Source organism: Methylomonas sp. 2F7 (assembly GCF_057126975.1).
On sequence record NZ_CP195203.1, the window covers coordinates 4,101,891 to 4,120,459 of the forward strand.

An 18,569-nucleotide genomic window follows, 5' to 3' on the forward strand; every position below is an offset into this window, starting at 1 on the left:
ATAGATGAAGTAAGGATTTTATCCAAACTCATCAAGCCATGCTTAAGACTTTAACACGGTTGTATCGTGATGCCGCCGGGCAATCGTTTGAAGCAGGCGAACACTTGAAGCCGTCAGCGATGCGGAGAACCGCACCACTGACGAATGAGGCGAGAATCAGATTTCGTGATAAATCGCAGCGCCTTCTTCCAGGAACTGCTTGGATTTTTCTTCCATACCAATTTTCAAGGCTTCCGCTTCTTCCAGACCTTTTTGCTCGGCATAGTTACGTACATCCTGAGTAATTTTCATCGAGCAGAAATGCGGACCGCACATCGAGCAGAAATGCGCGACCTTGGCTGAGTCTTTCGGTAAGGTCTCATCGTGAAATGAGCGGGCTTTTTCGGGATCCAGCGCGATGTTGAATTGATCTTCCCAACGAAACTCAAAGCGGGCCTTGGACATCGCGTTGTCGCGAATCTGCGCGCCGGGATGGCCTTTCGCCAAATCCGCAGCATGCGCGGCGATTTTGTAAGTCACGATCCCTTCGCGCACGTCTTGCTTGTTCGGCAGGCCCAAGTGTTCTTTTTGGGTCACGTAGCAGAGCATCGCGCAGCCATACCAGCCGATGTTGGCAGCGCCAATCGCCGAAGTGATATGGTCGTAACCGGGCGCAATGTCCGTGGTCAAAGGTCCCAGGGTGTAGAACGGCGCTTCGAAACAATCTTCCAATTGCTTGTCCATGTTAACCTTGATCATTTGCAGCGGCACATGGCCGGGGCCTTCGATCATGGTTTGTACGTCGTGTTTCCAAGCTACTTGAGTCAACTCACCCAAAGTCTCTAATTCGCCAAATTGCGCTGCATCGTTAGCATCGTAAATCGAGCCCGGACGCAAACCGTCGCCAAGCGAGAACGATACATCGTAGGCTTTCATGATTTCGCAGATTTCCTCGAAGTTGGTATAGAGGAAACTTTCGGTATGGTGAGCCAGACACCATTTGGCCATTATGGAACCGCCGCGCGAGACTATGCCGGTCAGGCGTTTGGCGGTTAATGGCACGTGGTGCAAGCGCACGCCAGCGTGAATAGTAAAGTAATCCACACCTTGCTCGGCTTGTTCGATCAATGTGTCGCGGAAAATTTCCCAAGTCAATTCTTCAGCTTTGCCGTCGACTTTTTCCAGCGCTTGGTAAATCGGCACGGTGCCAATAGGCACAGGTGAATTACGTAAAATCCATTCGCGAGTTTCGTGGATGTTCTTACCGGTGGACAAATCCATAATGGTATCGGCGCCCCAACGAATACCCCACAGCATTTTCTCCACTTCTTCTTCGATGGAAGAAGTCACGGCAGAGTTACCCAGATTACCGTTGATCTTCACCAGGAAGTTGCGGCCTATAATCATCGGTTCCAACTCGGGATGGTTGATGTTGGCAGGGATAATCGCGCGACCACGGGCAACTTCGGAGCGAACAAATTCCGGCGTGATAAACGACTGAATATTGGCGCCGTAAGAAAAACCGGGATGCTGACCTTGATAACGGTCACGCATCGCTTCGAGATTTTGGTTCTCGCGGATGGCGATGTATTCCATCTCGGGAGTAATAATGCCTTTACGGGCATAATGCATCTGCGAAACGTTATGCCCTGATTTGGCACGGCGTGGATTGCGCGTCAGTTCGAAACGCAAATGCGCGGTTTTAGGATCGTGCAAGCGCTCGTGACCATACTTGGAGGTCGGACCGCTCAATAATTCTGTGTCGCCTCGTTCTGCAATCCAGTTACCGCGAATCGAACCCAAACCCTTATGCAAGTTAACATCCACATTCGGGTCGGTGTAAACACCGGAAGTATCGTACACAAAAATCGGCGGATTTTTTTCCGCGCCGAAGTGGGCCGGCGTATCCGACATGCTGATTTTACGCATCGGCACTTGAATATCCGCGCGACTGCCCTGGATATAAATTTTCTCGGAAGCGGGGTAGGAATCGATTCTTACGCTACTACCGGTATCGGTAGTAATCTCATTGCGGACAGCGCTCATGCTTATCTCCAAAATCTCAATAAATCGCAAGCGCAGGGAAGATAGGGCTTTCCTACGCCGGTGTTAACCGGTTCAGGTTCGAAGGGTTTTTCTCAGCTTTCCGGGCTTGCATACAACGGAAAGCACCCCTAGCCTTTCAGGTGACTGGTTAAGTTAAATGATAATCGAGCCAATTGCAAGCGCAGCGCCAAGCTCCCAAGGCGCAAAAAGCTTATAAAACAATGGGTTTTATAAGCCGATCAATCACTCCCAACACTCTTGCTATCATAAGGATTCACCTCTAAGCCAGAACCTATGCAGCCACAGCAATCAACGTACAGAAAAAACCAGGAGAAAACATGGCATCCCTAAAAAAACAAAGCAAACGCCTACTAAACGACATACAGGACTCAGCAAATCATTTAGCACGATTGACCAGCGATTTAACCTTGCTTGCAGACACACATGAACTGGCGCTAAGCCTAAAAACAAACATCGAGGCATTGAACCAACAATTAGCCGGCTTAAAAAAAGCAGAATTCAACGCCACTTTGGCAGAATCGGAAATACTCGAGATATTGGATGAGCTGATTGATAGTGATCCGATCAGCACACTGGAACAACGGCTGTTTGCAGTTCATGCTGATCAAGAATCGGACGAAGTAGGTGAATTTTTTCAACAGTTGCTCGATAAAATCGAAAAACTGTATTCGCCGCTACTGTCGTCAATCCAGCAATTAACTGCTATGCAGGATAAGCTATAAACCGTCAGTGACTGCGTTGCACAGAGAAGCGCGCCAGCTCTTCAAGGGCCTGCTTGTATTCTGAATCAGGCAAACATTGCAATGCTGCAATCGCCTGCTCTGCTGCCCTGTCCGCGCATCGCTCGGTATACTCGATGGCGTTAGTGGCTTTGACGACTTCGTAGACCTCGTTAAACGCATCACGCGAGCCTTGCCGAATCGCATCAACCACAATTTTGGCTTGCTGCTCGTTGCCGTGCTGGATGGCATAAATTAATGGCAGGGTCGGCTTACCTTCAGCCAAGTCATCGCCCAAGTTTTTACCCAGCTCTTCGCTGGTGGCCTTGTAATCCAAGGCATCGTCTATCAACTGAAACGCCACACCCAATTGCTGACCATAAACCGCCAACGCTTCTTCCGTAGCTGGGTCCGTCGCTGATACGACTGCCGCCAAGCGGGTGGCCGTACTGAACAAAATGGCGGTTTTGCGGGCGATAACTTCTAAATACCTGGCTTCGCTGGTCTCCGGATTATTGCAATTCAATAATTGCAATACCTCACCCTCGGCAATTGCGGTGGTGGTTTTGGACATAATCGCCATCACCCGCATATTATCGGTGCGGACCATCATTTCGAAGGCACTGGAGTACAAATAGTCGCCTACCAGCACGCTTGCGGCGTTACCCCATACCGCATTGGCCGACTCTTTGCCGCGCCGCAGAGCCGATTCGTCGACCACATCGTCGTGCAATAAGGTTGCAGTATGGATGAATTCGATCACCGCCGCTAAGATCAGATGGTGATCATCAACCTTGCCCAAGGCTTTTGCCGCCAACAGCAACAGCATCGGTCGCAATCTCTTTCCGCCATTACCGATAATGTAATGTCCAATTTGATTAATCAGCACAACATCGGAACTCAGTTCCTCTAAAATCAACTGGTCGACGGCTTGAGTTTCCGCACTGGTTAAATTTTTGATGGAATCGAAGTCTATAGTGACTGACGCTGGCGTTGAAACTTTAGCTATCATGTGATGTTGTGAACTTGTCGCTCGGTAGCGTATAACGTGAATAACCGGTCATGCTATGAAGAATACCGAGTAGTGTCAATAGTACTTCCCGCATACACCTGCTGGACAGCAGGTTTCTCCTGGAATTTTAGTTTGACTGTGGCTTAAATAAAAAATATAATCCTCTGTTCACTATTAACAGATTATGCTTGATGGAGCTTACGCTGATGTATGCGGTAATTCAAACAGGTGGTAAACAGTATCGGGTCGCAGAGGGTACTACCTTAAAAATAGAAAAACTTGAGTTGGGCGCAGGCGACAGCGTAGAGTTCGACAAAGTGCTGATGGTCCAATCAGGCGACTCCATAAAAGTAGGTCAGCCATTTGTCGAAGGCGGCAAAGTGACTGCAACTGTGGTTTCCCAGGGCAGACACAAAAAAGTCAGAATCATTAAATTCAGAAGACGTAAGCACCACATGAAACAAATGGGGCATCGTCAATACTACACAGAAATCCAGATTACTGGCATTTCTGCTTAATATAACGAGGATAGAAAATGGCTCATAAGAAGGCAGGCGGTAGTACTCGTAACGGCCGCGACTCACAGGCACAGCGCCTCGGTGTCAAACGTTTCGGCGGTCAAGTTGTTAAAGCCGGCAACATTCTGGTTCGTCAACGTGGCACCCAGTTTCACCCCGGCACCAACGTCGGAATCGGCAAAGACCACACCTTGTTTGCAACAGTCGACGGCAAAGTGGTTTTTGAAGAAAAAGGTCCTAAAAACCGCAAATACGTCAGCATTGCAGCAGCGTAAATTTCTTGGCTGTGCTGATTGGCACAACTGAAAAGAAAAGCCTCGTTTTCAGCGGGGCTTTTTTGTTTATACCGGTAGATTATGAGATTTGTTGACGAAGCGGAAATCCGCGTAGAAGCAGGCGACGGCGGCAATGGCAAGGCCTCATTTCGCCGTGAAAAATATATCCCCTTGGGCGGCCCAGACGGTGGTGATGGCGGTGACGGTGGCAGCGTTTATCTGGTCGCTACCGAAAACGTCAACACGCTGGTGGATTTTCGCTATCACTCGACACATCGCGCCCAACGCGGACAGAACGGCGGCAGTCGCGACTGCACCGGCAAGAAAGGCGACGACTGTTTCGTCCCGGTCCCACCCGGCACCATCGTTTACGAAGCAGATACCGGCGAAAAAATCGGCGATCTTACCAAACCCGGTCAGCAACTGTTAGTCGCCAAAGGAGGCTTCCACGGCCTCGGCAACACGCGCTTCAAAAGCAGCGTCAATCGCGCCCCGCAACAAACCAGTAAAGGTTCGGCCGGCGAACACCGGATGTTGCGCCTGGAATTAATGGTTATCGCCGATGTTGGCTTGCTCGGTATGCCCAATGCCGGCAAGTCCAGCCTAATCCGCACCGTCTCTTCAGCACGCCCCAAAGTCGCGGACTACCCGTTCACAACCTTACACCCCAATTTGGGCGTCGTGCGTGTAGACGATTTACGCAGCTTTGTCATCGCAGACATCCCCGGTGTCATTGAAGGCGCCGCAGAAGGTGCAGGCCTTGGCTTACAGTTTCTAAAACATCTATCCAGAACTGGCCTGTTGCTGCATATCGTCGACATCGCCCCCTACGAAAGCGACGAAACGCCAGTTAGCGCAGCCCGTAAAATCATCCACGAAGTGGAGAAATGGAGCGACGATCTGTCCAGCAAGCCACGCTGGCTAGTATTGAATAAGATCGACAATGTGCCCGACGACGAAGTTGAGCAACATTGCCAAGCCATCGTCGACGACCTCGCCTGGACTGGCCCGGTATTCCTGATTTCCGCGTTAAAAAGTCAAGGCACACAGGCACTGATATACGCCATCATGGACTTCCTCGACCAACAAAAGGCCGAGCGGGATCTGCAGGCAGAGGAGCCGCGTCATGAGCCGTTCTGAGTTTTCCCAAGCCCAGCGAGTTGTCGTCAAAATTGGCAGCTCGTTGCTGACTGACGGCGGACGCGGCCTTAACAAACAAGCCATTGCCGGCTGGGTCGCACAAATGGCCGCCCTCAAACGCCAGGGTGTCGATGTGGTGCTGGTATCTTCCGGCTCCGTCGCGGAAGGCATGTCCCGCTTAAAGCTAAAAACCCGACCTAAGACCTTGCATGAATTACAGGCAGCAGCCTCTGTAGGACAAATGGGCTTGGTCAGACGCTTTGAAGATGAGTTCCAGCTACACGACGTGCTGGCCGCGCAAGTACTGCTGACCCATGACGACCTCTCCGACCGCCAACGCTACCTTAACGCCCGCAGCACTTTGCTGACCTTACTCGATTTCGGTGTAATACCGGTTATTAACGAAAACGACGCAGTCGCTACCGAAGAAATCCGCTTCGGCGACAACGATACCTTGGGCGCCTTGGTTGCCAACTTGGTAGAAGCCGATTTGTTGATCATTCTTACCGACCAAACCGGTTTATTCGACGCCAATCCCAGCCTGAATCCCAATGCCAAGCTGATTTCCAGTATCAGCGTCAACGAAAGCCTGCTCGACGAAGTAGCCGGCGGCAGCATCAGCGGCCTGGGACGCGGCGGCATGTACACAAAAGTCCGTGCCGCCAGGCTGGCCGCGCGCTCCGGAGCAGCGACAGTGATTGTATCGGGCAAAATTGACAACGTCATCCACGCGGTATTCGACGGCAATGACTTAGGTACTTATTTAATACCAAACATTGCACCGCTGGTGGCTCGCAAACAATGGCTGGCCGGGCAATTGCAGTTGAAAGGCAGCGTGGTATTGGACGACGGCGCGGTAAAAATCCTGAAAGACGCCGGCAAAAGCCTGCTGGCAGTCGGCGTAAAGGCCGTGCAAGGCTCCTTTAAACGTGGTGATTTAGTGTCTTGCCTGGATTTACAGGGCAACGAAATCGCCCGCGGCTTAATTAATTACGGCGCGGACGACGCCAATAAAATTGCCGGCAAACCCAGCAGCGAATTCGAAATTTTGCTGGGCTACGCCGACGAAGACGAACTTATCCATCGCGATAATTTAGTGTTAGTCTGAGGCCGGACGACTTAGCTACTAGCCAAGTCGCCTGTCATCAATCTCAGGTATTCTGAATAACAATATTTGGAAACCGGCCGCTATAATCCCGCGCCCGCATCGCCAACTTGGCTGCCATCTTCCGTGCAATCGCTTTGTAGATTTGCGCCGGCCGACCATCCGGATCGGCCACCACTGTAGGCCTGCCGCTATCGGCATACTCGCGGATGTGAATATCCAGCGGTAAAGAGCCCAACAAATCCAGCTTATTCTTGATTGCCATCGCTACGCCGCCGCCTTGGCCGAAAATCGCTTCTTCATGCCCGCAGTTACTGCAAATATGCACACTCATATTTTCCACTAGCCCCAATATCGGCACATTGACCTTTTCGAACATCCCCAAGCCGCGTTGCGCATCGATTAGCGCAATATCTTGCGGCGTGGTAACAATCACCGCACCACTCACCGGAATCTGTTGCGCCAGCGTCAGCTGAATATCACCCGTGCCGGGCGGCAAATCGATGATCAAGTAATCCACATCGTGCCATTGGGTTTGATTCAGTAATTGCTGCAAAGCACCAGTAACCATGGGGCCACGCCAGATCATCGGTTGGTCAGGGTCGATCAAATAACCGATCGAAATAGTCTGCACGCCGAACGAGATTTTCGGCAACATACTTTTGCCGTCAGGGCTATCGGGCTTACCGGACAAGCCCAACATGGTCGGAATGCTGGGGCCGTATATATCCGCATCCAGAATACCGACATTGGCACCTTCCGCTGCCAACGCCAGAGCCAGATTCACGGAAGTGGTGGACTTACCCACCCCACCCTTGCCTGAAGCCACCGCAATAATATTTTTCACGTTCGGCAGGGGTTTTAATGCCTTTTGTACGGAATGCGAAACGATATTGAAACTAACCGACACATCCAGTTTGCCGACGTCCGGCAAAGTTTGCAGACGCTGTATTACCGCCGCCTTCAATTCTTCAAGATAGCTTTTAGCCGGATAACCCAACTCGATAACGACGCTGACATCATTGCCATCCACACTGATTTTTTTAACGGATTTTGCCGAAACCAAGTCGGTTTCTACATTCGGATCGATAAAGTGTTTGAGTAAATTTTCGACAGCCGTTTTGTCAATGCTCGCCATGCGGAACTCCGAAGTAAAGGGAAATAATAACCAAGTAAAATAGTGCGAATATGATAACACCTTAACAGGAAGCCATTAAATCCGCGCCATTGTTAAAAAATAGTTTTCTCTTGCAGAATAATGATTTATCGTAACGACTTAACAATTAGCCTTAACAGTTAATTCTTAATTAAGACTTAATGCCGCCTTAATCTGATTTTAATTTGGATCGCTTAACTTCAAACGTCCAGCTCCGTCACTATCCGCGCCTATCATAAACATGTCAGCAGTCATTCAAAACCGTACTGTTTCACCAATACCGCTAGTCTTCGTTGTAGCAGTAGTCAGCGCCCTGCTTAGCGGCTGTCAAAGCATACCGTTATTTTCCGACAACCAGCCGGAACACATCGTCTGGAACTCCAAACCGGACAATATAGCCAGTCATGAATTTAACCTGAGCAGTGACCAAGGCATGGTCGGTACGCTTGCCAGTATCAGCAGCCGCGAAAACGATACGCTGTCCGACATCGGCCGCCATTACGGTTTGGGTTACAACGACATTACCATCGCCAATGCCCATCTCGATCCATGGACCTTGCCCGCCGAGCAAACCGTGTTGCTGCCTTTGCGTTTCGTGCTCCCCGACGCCCCACGCAAAGGTATCGTGCTGAATCTGGCCAATATGCGCATGTTCTATTACCCCAAAAATCAAGCCAATACCGTACTGACGTATCCGGTGGGCATCGGCCGCCAAGGCTGGAACACGCCGTTAGGACAAACCCAAATTGTCGCAAAAAAGGCCAATCCGGACTGGACGGTGCCGGAATCCATTCACCGCGAACACCAGGCATTGGGTGACCCGCTGCCGAAAGTGATACGTTCCGGCCCGGACAACCCCTTGGGCAGTTATGCCATGCCTTTGGGTTTCAGCGGCTATCTGATCCATGGCACCAACAAGCCTTACGGAATCGGCTTACAAGTCAGTCATGGCTGCGTACAGCTATACCCCGAAGACATAGAAGTCCTATTCAACAAAGTAGAAGTCGGCACCCCGGTTCGTATCGTCCACCAGCCGTACATGGCAACCTGGCAAGATGACATGCTTTATCTGGAAGCCCACCGCCCATTAGACAAATGGGAAAAACAACAAAAACAGCTGCAAAAAGATATTCGAAAAAAATTGCAACAGCTAGCATCCGAAAAGCAAACAACGGTTGATTGGAGCAAAGTCGAGCGCATCTTGCAACGTGCCGACGGCGTCCCCACTCCAGTACTACCCGGCAGTGCCGATCTACCCGAATTATCAGCCGATGCGGTGCAACTTGCCCATCCTGAGCAATTCTACGGCCAACCGGTCATCAACGAATTGAGCGACAGCGACTGGTCGATTCTGGCCGCCAGCTTCGAAAATGAGACCGACGCCCAAAAGCTGGCAGCCATGCTCAATCACCAAGGACCGCCGATTCCTGCCCGAAAAATTGCCAAGGATGGTGGTTTCCAAGTCGTAGCCGGACCGTTTAAGAATAAGAAAGAAGCCAAAACCGTAGCGCAACGCATCAAGCAGAATTTCGATATGGACGTTAAAGCCATCGATCCGAAACAGGCTGCAAGAAACTAAGTGCGGCCAGGACTTATTGCCGGCCCAGCAAGGACTGCCGCAACAAGGCCGACGCCTGCTCGGCCGGCACGGGTTTGCTGAAAAAATACCCTTGTCCGTAATTGCACTGCTGTCCACCCAAAAAATCCAACTGACTCTGATCTTCGACGCCTTCCGCTACTAACTCCAGTTTCAGTTGGCCCGCCATTGCCGAAATAGCCGACACAATCGCTCTATCGTTGGCGTCGGTGCAAATATCCTTCACGAACGATTTATCGATTTTTAAGGTGTCGAGCGGAAAACGCTTCAAATAACTGAGCGAAGAATAACCGGTACCGAAATCATCCACCGAAATCCGCACTCCCAGCTGCTTGATCTGATTCAGCGTGTCCAGCGTCGTATCCAGCTTATGCATCAAGATGCTTTCGGTAATCTCTAACTCCAACAACTCCGGCGAAAGTTCGGTTTCTTTCAGCACATCCAACACTACATCCAGCAGCTGACGCTGATCTTGGAAACGATGAAACTGCCGCCCGGACAAATTGACCGCAATTCGAATCGGCATACCGGCCAACTGCCAGGCCCGCGCTTGTTTGCAGGCAGTCCGCAATACCCAAGCTCCTATCGGGACGATCAGCCCGGTCTCTTCCGCCAAGCCGATGAATTGATCCGGCATGACGATACCCAAGGCTTGATTGTGCCACCGGATCAAGGCCTCCATACCGATGATGCAACCGTTGTCGATTTTCACCTGCGGCTGATAATGCAACACCAGTTCCTCCAACTCCAGGGCCTGGCGCAAATGATGCTCCAGCTTCAGATAATGCTGAGCGGCGCTGTTCATTTCCGGGGTAAAAAATTGATAATTATTTTTGCCCAGCTTTTTGGCGTGATACAAAGCAGAGTCGGCCTGTGCCAGCAATTCGTCAAACGAAAGCGAATTATCCGGATAAATACTGATACCGATACTGGCCCGGGAATAGATTTGATGCTGTTGAACCTGCAAAGGCTCGTTCAAGGCATGTAATATTTTGATGGCCACTTTGGCGGCGTCCAGACTATCTGCAATATTGGGCAGCATGATAATAAACTCATCGCCGCCCATTCTGGAGGGCGTATCGCCTTCCCTCAAACAATCCGAAATTCGCTTGGCAACAGCTCTGAGCAATTCGTCACCCACGGCATGTCCAAAGGTATCGTTGATCGCCTTGAAGTTATCCAGATCGAGAAATAGGAACGCGATAATGTCATTCTTGCGCTGCGCTTGCGTAATGAACTGCAAGGCTCTATCGGTTAACAAAGTTCGGTTCGGCAACTCGGTAAGCGCATCGAAATGGGCAATGTAATCCAGGCGTTGCCGTGCACGTTTCACTTCCTCAATTTCCCGGGCGTTATCGATTACCAGCGACAATGAATGCGCAAAACTCAACGCCAACTCTTCATCGTTCTTGGTAAACAGCTCACCACTGTATTTATCGCTGAGATAGATACGCCCATACACCCGGCCTTGATGGGAAATAGGCACCGCCAATAAGGATTTCATCTGCGGATGATGCTGCGGAAAACCGGCGCTGCGCGGGTCCTTGCCCATATCCTCAAGCCGCAACGAGACATTTTCCTCAATCACGACCCCCAACAAGCCCCTGCCCTCCGGTAAATGCCCGATTTGCTGAGCCTGTTCGTCGCTGATACCGGCATAAATAAACTCCGTCAACGCGCCGCCGTTGTCAACTATCCCAATAGCACCATAACGGGCATCCAACAAATTACAAAGCGCATCGATGCCGGCCTGTAATAACTCGGTTTCGATTGACGTGTGCGCCAACACTCCCAATAAACTGCGCGCAGCATCGTTCAATGCCGCCAAACGTTCAACCCACACTACAGTTTGCTCGTGGTTGGTTTCCGCCGCAATCTTAAGGCGCATAGTCTCTTTCAGTAATTGCCGTTCGCGGTTTAGTAGAGCTTCCAAAATACTTTGCCGGGTAACCACGCCGACGAATTGACCTTTGTTGAGCACAGCCAAGGCTCCCAGCTGATTTTCATCCATCAGACATAGGGCTTTGCGGACGCCAAGCTTGGGAGCGACACTAAGCATCGGCCGATGCTCCACCAAATCGGCAAAAATCCAATTGGGATGTTTTGATATATCGTGATCGGTGGCCAAACCGCAAAACTCTTCCGCCGGAGCATCTCGAAACACGGCAAAAACAATATCGCATGCCACGCTATATGGACGATCCTCCTCCTTGACCCGAGAAACATGCGGCCATAAACAATCGCCAACCGCCAGTTGTTTCATAACTTGGTATTTAGTTGAACGGAAATATCCATCTCCGCATGCAATATTTCATCGACACTCATCAACGGCTTTATCTGATTCAACACAAAGTCGATCAACGCGCCTTTGCTGATGCGTTTTAGCAAGCTTTGTCTCACCAAAATATCGCTGATCACATCGTCATCGAACTCAATATGCTCAAACGGTGCTTTTACCAATAATTCGATTGCCCGGCGCATGGCAATACAGCCAATCGGCGACTCCTTGCCTAATACCAACATATCTTTTAACGGCGGAATAGCGTATTCGCCCAAGTTGGCAGAAATATGAATTTGATTTTGGCTGGCTTTGTACATGGTCGAATGATCGAATTGTCTGACAAATTAAAAGGTTAATTTAGCAGATTTTCAGTTTTGAGAATTATTTCAGTAACAGCCTACGCTAGCTCAGAGACTTCGCTTGCCGCTCGGCCGCATGCTATGGAAATGAAGAAAGGAAGGACTTAAAAGTTACCGCTAAAATCATGCGCTTTAGCGACTATTCATCCGCAGCGGCTAAAGAAAGCACTCGGAAAGAGGGAATTTGCATTGCGTTTGCCGGCTTGCCTAATTAGACGACAGCTGTCAACTAAGCAAGCCGGTAAACGCTATCCGGACAATCGATGAAAGGGGAGATTATCCGGTCACAAAACAGGCGGAAGTGCCCGCCAAAAACAATCACCTCGGACCAGGCCAAACCGATCAAAACCATCTATTAACCCGGCTCTTAAATTCACTGGATTCGTCATTCCCGCGAGAGCAGGAGCGACGATATTTAAGGGCAGGGTTAGCAAGTCTTAGCCGGCAAGCTGCCGAACCAGATGGTTTAATGGGTAAAAGCCAGACCAAACCAGGTCTCAGTTGCCGCCTTTAAAGGTAATTTCCAACGCGTGCAAGGAATTTGCGCAATTGGCGCTGCCTTGAATAGCCGGATCATCGTGACAGGCTTGGTTTTGGGCCCGCGCCTCCTTAATGTTGGCTACGTACCAGGCGACGGTTTTGACATCCTCGCCAGCCGCTTCATTAGCATTAGTAACATTCAACGCAGTGGTCAAACCCAGCGCGGCAACAGCTGCGGCTACTATCATCATGTGTGCTTTTTTCATAAAAAACTCCTTGGCTTCTCGATTATCGGGGGGACGATTAAAGCCCATGCAAACCCGCATGAGCTGGCGATAATCTAGCAAAGAATCCTAACGTTTAAAATGTGGCCGATTGCCGCGCGACAATATGTCTCTACAGTGCGGCATATCACACAATTTTTGAAAACCAACCATGCGAGCAACTGATGAAAAGCGTTAACAATAGCTATTAAAAAGGCAAGCTGCCAGTCCTGGCAAACCCGAGGAGAAAAATAAAAAACGGCGCAATCAGCCGAAGCCATTGCGCCAGGAATTTATTTGATTTTGACCAGTTCCTTACCATTGCTGGAGAAACTGCAAATACCGGCCGCGAAGTAAGTGCATTCCTCCGATTGCTCCAATTTGGCACCGTTAGGCGTCAAATGAATTTTCACAGAGCAAGAGCGTGCTTCGCCCTCAATGTGTTTTTTCAATACCAATTCGTTTTCGCCGACGCTCTTAGCTTCATCGGATACCGTTGCGGAACAGGCGTGCTTGCCGGCTTCGTCGGGATTGGGTTCGAAATCCACATCCACCGTGGCGTTAATTTCTTTACCTAAGGTCGTGACCTTCAAATGCTGCACATGATTGCCGTCGCGCAACAGATAATGATCGGTAGCCGCCGCAGCAGTACCGGAAGCCAGCATCGCGATGGCCAGAAACAACGTTTTTCTCATGATGTTACCTCTTCTTATAAGTTTAAGTGGTTCAAAAAGGGCTAAGGCCTATCCGACTTTAGTATGCCATGCCGGACGGTATAGCGCTTAAGCTGGAGGCTTGATTGGGATTGTACCTTACTGATCCCTATTACCAAACATCCCTCGCCCCCACATCTGTGCCACACGCAAGCAATCGGCAAAGCGCCGCCCAAACCATGAAAGCCCTGGCGATTTATGCCATAATCCGCCCTCATTTTCCCAGGCTGTTTTAACCCCATGTCTAACCGAAAAATCCTTGTTACCAGCGCCTTACCGTATGCCAACGGCCCTATCCACTTGGGCCATCTCGTCGAATACATCCAAACCGACATCTGGGTGCGGTTCCAGAAACAGCGCGGGCACAATTGCTATTACGTTTGCGCCGACGACACCCACGGTACGCCGATCATGCTACGCGCCGACAAGGAAGGCATTACTCCGGAACAATTAATTGCGGATGTGGAAAAGCAGCACCGTGCCGACTTCCAGGAATTCGGCGTCGCTTTCGATCAGTACCACAGCACCCATTCCGCGGAAAATAAAGAATACTCCGCGCTGATCTACAAGCGCCTGCGCGACGGCGGCCACATCAGCCAACGCAGCATCACCCAGGCTTACGATCCGGTCAAAAACATGTTCCTGCCGGACCGTTTCATCAAGGGCGAATGCCCGAAATGCGGCGCGGCCGACCAATACGGCGACAGCTGCGAAGCCTGCGGCGCGACCTATTCGCCTACCGAACTGAAAAACGCCGTCTCCGCCATTTCCGGCGAACGCCCCATCGAAAAAGACTCCGAGCATTACTTTTTCGAGCTGGGCCATTTCGCCGAGATGTTACGCGACTGGACCACTGCCGGCCACTTGCAACCGGAAGTCAGCAACAAGATGGCGGAATGGCTGGAGAACGGCTTGCAGCAATGGGACATCTCCCGCGATGCGCCGTATTTCGGCTTCGAGATCCCGGACGCACCGGGCAAGTATTTTTACGTCTGGCTGGATGCGCCCATCGGCTACATGGCCAGCTTCAAGCACTTCTGCGACCGGCAAGGCCTGGACTTCGACAGCTTTTGGCAAAAAGACAGCACCGCCGAGCTGTATCACTTCATCGGCAAGGACATCATTTATTTCCATGCGCTGTTCTGGCCGGCCATGCTGCACGGCGCCGACTTCCGCACGCCCAGCGCAATCTTTGCCCACGGCTTCTTGACCGTGAACGGCGAAAAAATGTCCAAGTCACGCGGCACTTTCATCAAGGCCCGCACTTACCTGGACCATCTGAATCCGGAATATCTGCGTTATTACTTCGCCGCCAAACTCAGCGCCGGCGTGGATGACATTGATTTAAACTTCGACGACTTCAGCCAACGGGTTAACTCGGACCTGGTCGGTAAAGTGGTCAACATCGCCAGCAGATGCAGCGGTTTTATCGCCAAACGTTTCGACGGTATGCTTTCGGCGGAATGCGCGGAACCGGCCTTATTCCAACAGTTTGTCGACTCCAACAGCACCATCGCCGATCTTTACGAAAGCCGTGAGTTCGGTAAAGCGATGCGGGAAATCATGGCGCTGGCCGACAAAGCTAATCAGTACATCGACGAGAAAAAGCCTTGGCTGATCGCCAAGGAAGAAGGCAAAGACGCCGAGTTGCATGCCGTGTGCAGCATGGGCGTGAATCTGTTTCGGATGCTGGTAGCTTATCTGCGCCCGGTGATTCCGACGCTGGCAAACAACGCCGAAAGCTTTTTGAACATTCCCGCACAAAGCTGGCCGAGCGATGCTCAACCGCTGCTCGACCATAAAATCAACAGCTTCATACCGTTGATGACCCGGGTAGAACCGGACAAAATCGCCGCGATTGTAGAGGCCTCCAAAGAAAATCTGGAAAAGACGCCACCGGTTATAGCCAAACCAGTCAAACAAGCTGCCGCAGTGGAAACCAATCCCGAGCAAGTGGCAAAAGCCATCTCCGAACCCATTGCCGAAGCGATAGAGATCGAAGATTTCGCCAAAATAGATTTGCGTATCGGCCGTATCGTCAAAGCCGAATCGGTGGAAGGTGCGGAAAAACTGCTGCAACTGACCGTCGATCTGGGCGGTGAAACCCGCAACATCTTCGCCGGCATCAAATCAGCGTACGCACCGGAAGAGCTGGAAGGCAAACTGACCGTGGTAGTGGCAAATCTAAAGCCGCGCAAAATGCGCTTCGGCACCTCGGAAGGCATGGTGCTGGCGGCAGGCCCCGGCGGCAAAGACATCTGGGTGCTATCGCCGGACCAAGGCGCACAGCCTGGCATGCGGGTTAAATAACGCAAAGCCGTGGAGATTGATTAATTGGCAATGAGCGCGCTAAACGAGACATCGCTAGCCGACCAAATCGACGCACTACTACCGCAAACCCAATGCCGCAAATGCGGCTATCAGGGTTGCCGGCCTTATGCGGAAGCCATCAGTAACGGTCTAGCGGACATAGACCAGTGCCCACCGGGCGGCGACCAAGGCATCCAGTTGCTGGCCGATTTATTAAAAGTACCCGCCAAGCCTTTGAATCCGGCATTCGGTGTCCAGCACCCGCTACACGTAGCCGTGATAGACGAGGCCGCCTGCATAGGCTGCACCAAATGCCTGCCGCCTTGCCCCACCGACGCCATCCTCGGCGCGTCCAAGCATATGCATACCGTCATCGCCGCCTTGTGTACCGGCTGCGAATTATGCATCGCCCCCTGCCCGGTCAACTGCATCAGCATAATCCCTGCAAACAGCGAATGGACCACCGCTAATGCGGACCAATCCAGACAGCGCCACCAAGCCAAAAACCGGCGCCAAGCCAGAGCGGAAGCGGAAAAATCCGAACGGCTGAATCGGCAAAAACAACTGCTGGCAAAACTCAATAAAGGAAAATCCGCCGTTTAAACCCGGATTGGCGATGACTTTAACGGCATTTAATCTTATAATGGCGCGCTTACCCGATTCGGCCCAGTAGCCGTTATATATCCTGAAAGTAAATCCTCTTAGGTTTTCAGGATTAAGGTAAAAAGCCTACACCGCTTGACCGCAAATCACATTGCGCCCGTAGCTCAGCTGGATAGAGCGCAGCCCTCCGGAGGCTGAGGCCAGAGGTTCGAATCCTCTCGGGCGCGCCATTTGATGTTTCCTACCGTATCTTGACCCTGCGTATCATGGTGCCTAGAAAGCTCCAGTACCAAATACTCTGTTGTCATTCCCGCGAAGGCGGAAATCCAATATAGTCGCTGGAGCGACGATATTTAAAGACTAATATGTAGGCGAATCCGGGTTGAAGTCACTCAACACGTTTTCAAGCTCCTCCAACATGGTCTTTAAAGCTTCGGCTTCTTGAAGCAAATGGCTATTTTCTTGGCGGACGGCTCGCACCGGCACTGCATCAGCCTTAATCCTTTGTTTATCCGTTACCGGTTTAGCCGGCATATCGGTTAATAAAGCTTCAAGCCCGCGGCCCAGACCGCGTTTGGGGGGAATATTGTTCATATCAAGTTAATGACAACAGCAAATCCGCGGCATTTGCGGCCGCTTAAGGCCACCATATCCGGCGCATCGACCCTGTTAACTTCGGCGAAGCCTTGCTGCAACATCATATAAATTCCTCTTCTAATCCCGGGGAACCGAGCCAATACAAACCGAATCAACGAATACCGGCACCAATACGCCACCTGATACGGATGCGCTCAATCAACATACCACTACACCACATCACCATTCGATACCCCCGTTGCGTGACCGACTCCAGGTATGAATAAGGGATCCAGGTTAAAGCAGGGCTCGACCACTTCTGCCTGCCAACGCGCCATTTTAGCAATTTACCTGCCCGCAAGCCGCTCAGAAATAGCAGCTTAGACTGAATAATATCCGTGGGAGCCTGTCGAACAGTCCTTCTTCAAGTGACAAAGTAAGTAGTCGGCGCCAATCAATCGCTAGACAGGGGTTTGCTGGTTGCGTCGGCCATCCAAACCGCATACCCCGCCGGTAAAAAAGCGCCTATCGCCGGTTTAAGTTCATTTCTTATTCACGGTACGAGCAAAATCAATCCGGAAACAGCGACACTTCCGAAGCCTTTATGGGCAACCACAGAAGGTTCGAGCGTACCTACGAAGCATTCTAGCGCACGCACGGCAGGCTCGGATGTACGCCCGAAACGTTTGGCGGCACTCCCGACAGGTCTGGACGCACGCACAGACCGTTTGGGGGCATCCACAGAACGCGCGTCGGCACCTCCGAAACGCTTGTGCGCACCGACAAACCCTCTGTAAGCCCCCACAAAGCGTTGGAACACACCCCCAAAAACTACCCGTTGCCCGGTTGTATTACTATCAGCCAGCCGTAATCTGAGGCCTTGGCCCAATCCAGGTCGCCAAAAAGGGTTTAACGGAATTTATCAGGGTCGGTGATTGCAGTTCCCCTGTGAAATTGACGGAACTGAAGCCGGATTTTTCCGCCTTTTTGGGCGGCTTTTTGCTGTAAACCATGCAAAGCATGAGTTTTTGCAGCTTGAGTATTCCGATGAAATCCGCCACCGATTCCAATGTCAAACGCTGAAAATCTTGGAAACGGAGCGTTAGCGAAGTGAAGATTTTTAGTCCCCGATAGCCGTAGCGCCGGGCGGGTTTTCGCAGCGAAGCGGAGAAAACCTGCAAGGCATCGCGACACGGCGTTAAGTCATGCGAGAGCCGATGTTTCGACCCCTGGTTGGGTCGGAACGAGGTGACGCGGACGAATCGGGGCGCCGAAGGCATAAACTGCCAGCAAATTTTTCGCGCTGAAATCGGATGGGACCCATTTCAGCTTTACCGAAAAATGCTGGCGCTCTTGACCAACAAGCGCATTCCAATCGAAACCCATCAACATCGCCGACTGGGCATGACCTGCCAT

At 51.2% G+C, this 18,569-nt stretch carries 17 protein-coding genes, 1 tRNA gene and 1 riboswitch; of the genes, 9 read left to right on the forward strand and 9 right to left on the reverse strand.

Features of this window, described 5'->3' with window-relative positions; genetic code table 11:
* Positions 1-156: 156 nt before the first annotated feature.
* On the reverse strand, positions 157-2,025 hold the full coding sequence (thiC, locus tag ACR64Q_RS18435) for a phosphomethylpyrimidine synthase ThiC (RefSeq protein ID WP_064010718.1): 1,869 nt from the start codon (positions 2,023-2,025) through the stop codon (positions 157-159).
* Between the two features lie 32 nt (positions 2,026-2,057).
* Positions 2,058-2,165: riboswitch (TPP riboswitch) on the reverse strand.
* A 198-nt stretch (positions 2,166-2,363) separates the two neighbouring features.
* On the opposite strand from thiC, the gene ACR64Q_RS18440 reads away from it, so the two are divergent.
* On the forward strand, positions 2,364-2,768 hold the full coding sequence (locus ACR64Q_RS18440; RefSeq protein WP_313732649.1) for a hypothetical protein: 405 nt from the start codon (positions 2,364-2,366) through the stop codon (positions 2,766-2,768).
* Between the two features lie 4 nt (positions 2,769-2,772).
* On the opposite strand, the gene ACR64Q_RS18445 is transcribed toward ACR64Q_RS18440, so the two are convergent.
* Positions 2,773-3,777, reverse strand: a complete 1,005-nt coding sequence (locus tag ACR64Q_RS18445) for a polyprenyl synthetase family protein (protein ID WP_026602345.1) — start codon at positions 3,775-3,777, stop codon at positions 2,773-2,775.
* A gap of 206 nt (positions 3,778-3,983) precedes the next feature.
* On the opposite strand from ACR64Q_RS18445, the gene rplU reads away from it, so the two are divergent.
* The 4 genes from rplU (at position 3,984) to proB (ending at position 6,818) form a co-directional block, all read left to right on the forward strand.
* On the forward strand, positions 3,984-4,295 hold the full coding sequence (gene rplU, locus ACR64Q_RS18450) for a 50S ribosomal protein L21 (RefSeq protein ID WP_020484555.1): 312 nt from the start codon (positions 3,984-3,986) through the stop codon (positions 4,293-4,295).
* 17 nt (positions 4,296-4,312) lie between these two features.
* Positions 4,313-4,570 (forward strand): 50S ribosomal protein L27, encoded by a 258-nt coding sequence (gene rpmA, locus ACR64Q_RS18455; protein ID WP_020484554.1) that lies wholly within the window; start codon positions 4,313-4,315, stop codon positions 4,568-4,570.
* 81 nt (positions 4,571-4,651) lie between these two features.
* Positions 4,652-5,710, forward strand: coding sequence for an Obg family GTPase CgtA (cgtA, locus tag ACR64Q_RS18460; RefSeq protein WP_313732650.1), 1,059 nt, complete (start codon positions 4,652-4,654; stop codon positions 5,708-5,710).
* Positions 5,697-6,818, forward strand: coding sequence for a glutamate 5-kinase (gene proB, locus ACR64Q_RS18465; protein WP_026602348.1), 1,122 nt, complete (start codon positions 5,697-5,699; stop codon positions 6,816-6,818). Before cgtA ends, proB begins: the two co-directional genes overlap by 14 nt.
* Positions 6,819-6,861: 43 nt before the next feature.
* On the opposite strand, the gene apbC is transcribed toward proB, so the two are convergent.
* Positions 6,862-7,953, reverse strand: a complete 1,092-nt coding sequence (gene apbC, locus ACR64Q_RS18470) for an iron-sulfur cluster carrier protein ApbC (protein WP_026602349.1) — start codon at positions 7,951-7,953, stop codon at positions 6,862-6,864.
* Positions 7,954-8,212: 259 nt separating this feature from the next.
* On the opposite strand from apbC, the gene ACR64Q_RS18475 reads away from it, so the two are divergent.
* Positions 8,213-9,550: a L,D-transpeptidase family protein gene (locus tag ACR64Q_RS18475; RefSeq protein ID WP_313732651.1), complete on the forward strand. Its 1,338-nt coding sequence runs from the start codon at positions 8,213-8,215 to the stop codon at positions 9,548-9,550.
* A gap of 13 nt (positions 9,551-9,563) precedes the next feature.
* Here the strand turns inward: ACR64Q_RS18475 and ACR64Q_RS18480 are convergent, their stop codons facing one another.
* The 4 genes from ACR64Q_RS18480 to ACR64Q_RS18495 all read right to left on the reverse strand — a co-directional run bounded on the left by ACR64Q_RS18480 (position 9,564) and on the right by ACR64Q_RS18495 (position 13,646).
* On the reverse strand, positions 9,564-11,756 hold the full coding sequence (locus ACR64Q_RS18480; protein WP_313732652.1) for an EAL domain-containing protein: 2,193 nt from the start codon (positions 11,754-11,756) through the stop codon (positions 9,564-9,566).
* A gap of 71 nt (positions 11,757-11,827) precedes the next feature.
* Positions 11,828-12,166 carry a hypothetical protein gene (locus ACR64Q_RS18485; protein ID WP_313732653.1) on the reverse strand — a complete coding sequence of 113 codons (339 nt, stop codon included), beginning with the start codon at positions 12,164-12,166 and terminating at the stop codon, positions 11,828-11,830.
* Positions 12,167-12,705: 539 nt separating this feature from the next.
* A complete protein-coding gene (locus tag ACR64Q_RS18490; protein WP_020484530.1) occupies positions 12,706-12,954 on the reverse strand; it encodes an EexN family lipoprotein in 249 nt (82 codons plus the stop codon).
* A gap of 290 nt (positions 12,955-13,244) precedes the next feature.
* On the reverse strand, positions 13,245-13,646 hold the full coding sequence (locus tag ACR64Q_RS18495; RefSeq protein WP_026602353.1) for a hypothetical protein: 402 nt from the start codon (positions 13,644-13,646) through the stop codon (positions 13,245-13,247).
* A gap of 258 nt (positions 13,647-13,904) precedes the next feature.
* On the opposite strand from ACR64Q_RS18495, the gene metG reads away from it, so the two are divergent.
* From metG to ACR64Q_RS18510, 3 genes are all read left to right on the forward strand, one after another.
* Positions 13,905-15,974, forward strand: a complete 2,070-nt coding sequence (gene metG, locus ACR64Q_RS18500; protein WP_313732654.1) for a methionine--tRNA ligase — start codon at positions 13,905-13,907, stop codon at positions 15,972-15,974.
* 30 nt (positions 15,975-16,004) lie between these two features.
* Positions 16,005-16,577, forward strand: a complete 573-nt coding sequence (locus ACR64Q_RS18505; protein ID WP_313732655.1) for an RnfABCDGE type electron transport complex subunit B — start codon at positions 16,005-16,007, stop codon at positions 16,575-16,577.
* Positions 16,578-16,730: 153 nt separating this feature from the next.
* Positions 16,731-16,807 (forward strand) — tRNA-Arg (locus ACR64Q_RS18510).
* 130 nt (positions 16,808-16,937) lie between these two features.
* Here ACR64Q_RS18510 and ACR64Q_RS18515 read toward each other — a convergent pair.
* Complete coding sequence (locus ACR64Q_RS18515) at positions 16,938-17,171, reverse strand: hypothetical protein (protein ID WP_313732656.1); 234 nt, start codon at positions 17,169-17,171, stop codon at positions 16,938-16,940.
* A 1,185-nt stretch (positions 17,172-18,356) separates the two neighbouring features.
* Positions 18,357-18,569, reverse strand: a complete 213-nt coding sequence (locus ACR64Q_RS18520) for a hypothetical protein (protein WP_313732657.1) — start codon at positions 18,567-18,569, stop codon at positions 18,357-18,359.